The sequence below is a fragment of the Microbacterium thalli genome, assembly GCF_028737325.1.
Lineage (GTDB): Bacteria > Actinomycetota > Actinomycetes > Actinomycetales > Microbacteriaceae > Microbacterium > Microbacterium thalli.
This window is the reverse complement of record NZ_JAQZCH010000001.1, coordinates 1,610,739-1,616,927: the sequence shown is the minus strand read 5'-3', so window position 1 is coordinate 1,616,927 and position 6,189 is coordinate 1,610,739. Positions and strand designations below refer to the sequence as shown.

At 69.1% G+C, this 6,189-nt stretch carries 6 protein-coding genes; all 6 read right to left on the bottom strand.

Going from position 1 to position 6,189, the window contains the following annotated elements; translation table 11 throughout:
• Positions 1 to 322 precede the first annotated feature (322 nt).
• Positions 323 to 1,102: an ABC transporter ATP-binding protein gene (locus PUW82_RS07900; RefSeq protein ID WP_274221717.1), complete on the bottom strand. Its 780-nt coding sequence runs from the start codon at positions 1,100 to 1,102 to the stop codon at positions 323 to 325.
• Positions 1,099 to 1,947, bottom strand: coding sequence for an ATP-binding cassette domain-containing protein (locus tag PUW82_RS07895; RefSeq protein WP_274221716.1), 849 nt, complete (start codon positions 1,945 to 1,947; stop codon positions 1,099 to 1,101). The genes PUW82_RS07900 and PUW82_RS07895 overlap by 4 nt, the downstream gene beginning before the upstream one ends.
• Positions 1,944 to 2,819, bottom strand: a complete 876-nt coding sequence (locus PUW82_RS07890; protein ID WP_274221715.1) for an ABC transporter permease — start codon at positions 2,817 to 2,819, stop codon at positions 1,944 to 1,946. The genes PUW82_RS07895 and PUW82_RS07890 overlap by 4 nt, the downstream gene beginning before the upstream one ends.
• Complete coding sequence (locus PUW82_RS07885; RefSeq protein ID WP_337994546.1) at positions 2,816 to 3,778, bottom strand: ABC transporter permease; 963 nt, start codon at positions 3,776 to 3,778, stop codon at positions 2,816 to 2,818. Before PUW82_RS07885 ends, PUW82_RS07890 begins: the two co-directional genes overlap by 4 nt.
• Before the next feature lie 20 nt (positions 3,779 to 3,798).
• Complete coding sequence (locus PUW82_RS07880; protein WP_274221714.1) at positions 3,799 to 5,313, bottom strand: ABC transporter substrate-binding protein; 1,515 nt, start codon at positions 5,311 to 5,313, stop codon at positions 3,799 to 3,801.
• Between the two features lie 73 nt (positions 5,314 to 5,386).
• The gene (locus PUW82_RS07875; RefSeq protein ID WP_420792728.1) at positions 5,387 to 6,136 is read right to left on the bottom strand and encodes a DUF1684 domain-containing protein; all 750 of its coding nucleotides are present in this window, start codon (positions 6,134 to 6,136) and stop codon (positions 5,387 to 5,389) included.
• Positions 6,137 to 6,189 lie beyond the last annotated feature (53 nt).

Here is a 6,189-nt window from a genome sequence, read left to right as displayed (position 1 = left end):
GCTGTTGAGTTCTCAAGGATCGGACGCTCCCCCAACCAGCCTCACAGCCAGCCCAGAGGGCAACTTCACAACCATACCCGACCGACATCGTGTTCCAGAACCTACCTCGGCGAACCGGGTGTGCTCTGGGGATGTGATCGGGACCCTGTGGCAGGTCTTGGACCTGCGACGCTCGAGAGCGTCTGTTTCGGGTTGTTCTCCGCTTGAGGGAGGCGGGACCTTCCGGCCCTCTCGCTCTTCCCTGTGGGGCGAACAAGTAATAAGTTACGCGGCTCCGGGCATCCTGGCAAAGCGGCGCGACATCCCGGGCGTGTCGCGACGCTCAGACCGGGGGAAGACGCGGGACGGCGGCCACCAGCCGCGCTGTGTAGTCCTCGGTCGGCGACCCCAGCAGTCGCGCGGTCGAACCCTCTTCGACCACACGCCCGTGCTGCAGGACGATCATCCGTTCGCACAGTGCCGACACGATGGTCAGATCGTGCGAGACGAGCAGCATGCCGATCCCCTGCTGCGCTGCCAGACGCTGGAACAGCTCGATGACGTGCATTCGCACGGATGTGTCCAGTGCGCTGACCGGCTCGTCGGCCAGGAGCAGCTTCGGACGCGGCGCGAGCGCCCGGGCGATCGCGATGCGCTGTCGCTGCCCGCCCGAGAACGCGTCGGGGTACCGGGCCGCGGCGTCCGGGGCGAGGTCGACGGCCGTCAGCAGCTCGGCGACCCGCTCGTCCACGGCATGGCGAGCGCGCGAGACCCCCAGTGCGCGCAGCGGCTCGGCGATCGAAGCGCCCACGGTCATCCGCGGGTCGAGCGACGAGAACGGATCCTGGTAGACCGGCTGCACCTCTCGGCGTAGCGAGCGAACCTGCGCACGATTCGACAGGCGCAACGGCTCGCCCCGGAACAACACGCGGCCGGCCGTCGGCTGCGAGAGTCCGAGCAGGAGGCGCAGCACCGATGTCTTGCCGGCACCCGACTCCCCCACCAGACCGAGCGTCTGCCCCTCACCGAGGCTCAGCGAGACATCGTGGAGCACGCGCTGCGACGCACCATACGAGAAGTCCACGTGATCGAGGGCGAGCATCGGCGTCTCGGTGCCGGTCATCGCGAGCCCTCCCGCGTCACGGCGGCGCCCCGGCCCGTCGGCGGATCGGGCAGGAAGTCGTCGAGCGCCCGCGATGCCGCCACCAGCTGTGCGGTGTAGTCGTGCTGCGGGGCCCGAAGCAAGCGCGTCGTCTCGCCGAGTTCGACCTGCCGCCCGTCGCGCATCACCAGCACCCGATCGGCGACGCGCGACACGACCGGCAGATCGTGGCTGATGAAGATCAGCGACATCCCGCGCTCGGTCACTTCGCGCTGCAGGAGGTCGAGGATGCCGGCCTGCACGGTCACGTCGAGGGCCGTGGTCGGCTCGTCGGCGATGAGCAGACTCGGCCCGGCTGCGAGCGCGAGCGCGATCGCCACGCGCTGACGCTGTCCGCCCGAGATCTCGTGGATGAAGGACCGCGCGATGCGTTCGGGCTCCGCGAGCTGGACTTCCGCGAGCGCGTCCCACACCGCACGCCGTAGCGCGTCGCCGCGCAGTCCGCGGTGGCGGGCGAGCGGCCAGGCGAGCTGCTTGCCGACGCGCATGAGCGGGTCGAGCGAGGCGAGCGGCTCCTGGAACACCGCCGACACGACGCTCCCGCGTATCCCGTCGAGGCGCCGGGATGCGGCATCCACGACCTCGACCGGTTCGCCGTCGACCTGAATCGTGGCCGAACCGAACGAACGCAGGGGGTAGGGCAGCAGCCCGAGGATCGACAGGGCGGTGAGCGACTTGCCCGAGCCGGACTCCCCGATGATCCCCAGCCGCTCGCCGCGCTCGAGCGACACGTCGATGCCGTGGACGAGCGCGCGATCGTCGCCCAGGCGCACGCCGAGTCCGGTCGCGGTCAGCAGTGCCGTCATCCGATGCTCCTCGTGGTGGGGTCGGCGATGTCGCGCAGGCCGTCGGCGAGCAGGTTGGCCCCGATGATGAAGGCGACGAGGAGGATGCCGGGCAGGATCGCCGCCGTCGGCGCGACGAGCACGGTACTCTGCGCCTCTTCGAGCATCCGGCCCCACGACGCGTTCGGCGGCGGCGAGCCGAGGCCGAGGTACGACAGCGACGCCTCGGCGCCGACCGCTCCACCGAACTGCAGGGCGAGCGGGACGATGAGAGTGGGCCAGACGTTGCGCAGGACGTGCCGGAACACAATGCCCCACCGTCCGGTGCCGGACGTGCGGGCCGCAGTGATGTAGTCCATCGCCAGCACCCGCGTCGCGGCGATGCGGGTGAGGCGGGCGATCACCGCCGCCCCGGCGAGACCGATCGCGAGGATGGCCGACTCGAGCGACGCACCGCGCCACGCGACGACGAGCATCGCCAGCAGCAGGGTCGGGAACGCGATCGCGATGTCGAGCAGGCTCGTGAGCGCGTCGTCGATCCAGCGCCGGGCGACCGCGGCGAGCAGCCCGAGCGCGATGCCGATCAGCGCGGCGATCGCCACGGAGCCGAAGCCCACCGCGAGGGCCAGCCGCGCTCCGATCATCAGCTGTGTGAACAGGTCGCGGCCCAGCCGGTCGGTGCCCGCCCAATGCTCGCCCGAGGGCGGCTGCAGGCGGCCGCCGCTGGTGTCGTCGAAGGCGAACGGGGTCCAGAACACCGAGACGATGCCGATGACCGCGATTACGCCGAAAAGGATGCCGCCCACGGCGAGATTGACCGAGCGGCGCCGGCGGGTGCGAGGTGCGGCGCGCGCGGCCATCGTGCCCGTGTCGGGGAGGATTGTCGCGGTCATGACGCCACCGCCGCTCGTCGGTTGCCCGAGATCGATTCGCGCAGGCGCGGGTCGATGATGCGCTGCGTGATGTCGGCGGCGAAGCCGAGCAGCAGCACGAGCGCGGTCGAGAACAGCAGCACGCCCTGCACGCTGGGGAAGTCCTGCTCCTGGATGCCGACGAGCAGCATGTCTCCGAGCCCGGGCAGGGCGAAGACGCGCTCGATGATGACCGCTCCCACGAAGGTGGTCGACAGCTGGATCGCGAGGATCGCGATGAGCGGGACGACGGCGTTGCGCACGCCGTGCCGCCAGACCGCGGTCGCGAAGCTCTGGCCGGTCGCCCGGGCGGCGCGGAGGTACTGCTGTCCGAGCACGTCGAGCGTGGCACTGCGCACGTAGCGCGCGAGGTCGCTGCCGGCCACGAGCGCGATCGTCAGGACGGGCAGCGTCAGCGACACCAGTGCAGCCGCCGGATCCTCCCAGTCCCGTCGCGGGAACCCACCGGCCGGCAGCAGACGCCAATTGAGCGCGAAGACCGCGACCAGGAGGATGCCGACCCAGAACACCGGAATCGCGCCGCCCAGCTGCGACACCGCCGAGAACGCGGTCCCGTACCAGGTGCGCGCCTTCCACGCGGCGATGAAGCCGATCGGCACCGCGATGACGACCGAGAGCGCGAAGGCGATGAGGGTCAGGGGCAACGTCACGTTGAGGCGCCGCAGGATCTCGTCACCGACGGGCAGATTGTTGGTGAACGAGCGGCCGAGGTCGAAGCTGGCGAGCTGACCGACGTAAGCGAGGAACTGTTCCGGGATCGGCCGGTCGACCCCGAGTCGCGCGGCCGCTGCCGCGATCTCGGCATCCGTCGCTCCCACCGAGATGAGCGCGAAGACCGGGTTGCCGAGAACGCGCAGCACGACGAACAGGATCACCACCGCCAGCGCGAACGCGAGCAGCAGCAATCCTGTTCGTCGGATCAGATACCGGGTGATGGAGATCAGGCCTTCGCGATGTCGGAGACGTAGAACAGCGAGTTCAGTCCATTCTCGGGCACGCCCGTGATGCCCTCGGCGGCGATGCGCAGCTGCGGGTTGAGGTACAGCCACACGCTGGCGGCGTCGTCCGAGATCTGCTGGTTCGCCTTCTTGATGAGCTCGGTCTGGTCCTCGACGGATGCCGCTGCCTCCGACTCGGTGAGCCAGGTCTGCACGTCGGCGTTGTCGTAGCCCCAGTAGAAGTCGGGGTTACCGTAGAAGTTGATGTCGCGGTCGTTGACGTGCCCCTGGAGCGTCGCCTCGAAGTTCTTCTCCGTGTAGACCTTCTGGTACCACTCGTCGTCGGTGATGATGTTGATGTTCATCGTGATGCCGACCTTGGCGAGCTCCGACTGGAGGAACTCCGCGACGGTCGAATGCACGCCCGAGTCCGGCGTGTCGACGGTGAAGGTGAAGCCCTCCGCCTGGCCGGCCTCGGTGAGCAGCTGCTCGGACAGGGCCGGGTCGTACGGGTTGTTGTCGGCGAGGTCGATGTACCAGGGCTCGGACGGCGGCACCATCGAACCGATGAGCTCCCCGCGGCCGTCCCAGATCGCATCGAGCAGCTTCTCGCGATCGATGGCGGAGTAGATCGCCTTGCGCACGCGCACGTCGTCGAACGGGGCGACTCGGTCGTTGAAGGCGAGGAGCTCCTTCGTCGTCGAGGTTCCCTCGATGATCTGGAAGCCGGCTGCCTCGAACTCCGCGATGCTGTCGGGGTTCGACTGGCTCGTGACAAGGTCGACCGCGCCCGTGGTCAGCGCGTTGTTCAGCGCCGTCGGGTCGGCGTAGTACTGGTAGACGACACCGCCGTTGGCCGGTGCCTCGCCCCAGTAGTCGGCGTTGACATCGAGCGTGATCGAGTCGCCCTTGCGGTAGTCGCCGAGCGCGTACGGGCCGGTGCCGTCGGCCGTGGCCGTCAGGTCACCGGCATCCGCGTTCACGATCCAGACGTAGCCGAGGTTGTATGTGAAGCTGATCGACGGCTGCGACAGCGTCACCTCGACGGTCTTGTCGTCGACAGCGGTGACGGTGTCGATGACGCTGAGCTGACGCTTGCGGGCAGCGATGGACTCGTCGCCGACGAAACGCTCGAGGCTGTACTTCACGTCGTCGGCGGTCAGCTCCTCGCCCGAGTGGAAGGTCGCGTCCTCGAGCGTGAAGGTGTAGACCAGCCCGTCGGCCGACACCGTGGTGTCGGCCGCGAGCAGCGGCTCGACCTGCGCGTCGTCGGTGATACGGAACAGACCCTCGTAGACGTTGCCGGTGAAGACCTCGGTCACGCCCGAGGAACCGCCGAAGATCTGGTCGAGGTTGGTGGGCTCGTTCTGCGAGCCCACCACGATCTCGGCGTTCGGGTCGCTCGCGCCGCCGGTTCCGGCGGGGTCGGCCGAGCCGGAGCAGCCCGCCAGGACGAGGAGGCCGGCGCTCGCCGCGGCGGACGCGACGAGGAGGCGGGAGAAGCCGCGTGAAGTCACGGGTATTCCTTTGCTGTGTAGGAGGGAGTCAAGCGGAGCGAGGTGCGGGCGCTCCGCCGTGCCGGGGGGAGGATCAGAGGGCGAAGTCGCCCGCGAACCGCACCTTCTTCTCCCCCGCGCGAACGGGGAAGGGCAGGCGGTTCTGCAGCGGCGGCAGCGGGCAGTTCATCTGGTTCGAGAAGCCGCAGGGCGGGACGACGGCGCGGTTGAAGTCAACCGTCACGGGCGTGCTGTCGCCCGCGGCGAGGTCACCGGTGGCGCCCGGATGGTCGAGGAAGAGGAAGCGCCCGGCGCCGTAACTCTCGACCCCGTTCGTCCGGTCGCCGAACACGAGATGCAGCTTCGGGCCGCCGTAGTTGGTGTCGAAGGCCGCGAGGCGGTACTCCGTGCCGTCGATCTCGAAGACCAGATCGCCCGAGACCGGGAGGCCGCGTGTCGCGCCCCCGTCCTTGATGTGCTCGAACGGCACGACGCGGTCCTCGTCGACGAGCTCGAACCGCCCCTCGAGCACCCATGCGGGGTCGTAGTCGTAGCGCTCGATGTCTTCGAAGGCCTCGTTCGCCGGCGAGTCCTGCCGCCAGATCCGGTAACCCTCCTGGGGCAGACCGGTCTCGATGTCCGTGCGCTGCAAACGCGTAAGCAGCGCGTCGACCGGGTGCCCGGCACGAGCGGCGGCATCGTCGACGGCGGGCTCACCGGGTGCGGACCAATGCGTCAGCACGAGCGCGAGCGACCCTTGCGGAGCGGTCACCGTTGCTCGACGGGACTCGGCCCAGGCCGAATAGTCGGATGCTGCGGACGCGGACGCGGATGTACTCACCATGACAGGCAACCAAACGCAGCCGACATCCGGGAAATTCCGTGTCGGACTGTTGC

Bases quoted from the DNA above. Each gene is read 5' to 3' on its own strand.
- PUW82_RS07895 (WP_274221716.1), bottom strand. From the start codon at position 1,947: ATGACGGCACTGCTGACCGCGACCGGACTCGGCGTGCGCCTGGGCGAC.
- PUW82_RS07875 (WP_420792728.1), bottom strand. From the start codon at position 6,136: ATGGTGAGTACATCCGCGTCCGCGTCCGCAGCATCCGACTATTCGGCC.
- PUW82_RS07900 (WP_274221717.1), bottom strand. From the start codon at position 1,102: ATGACCGGCACCGAGACGCCGATGCTCGCCCTCGATCACGTGGACTTC.
- PUW82_RS07890 (WP_274221715.1), bottom strand. From the start codon at position 2,819: ATGACCGCGACAATCCTCCCCGACACGGGCACGATGGCCGCGCGCGCC.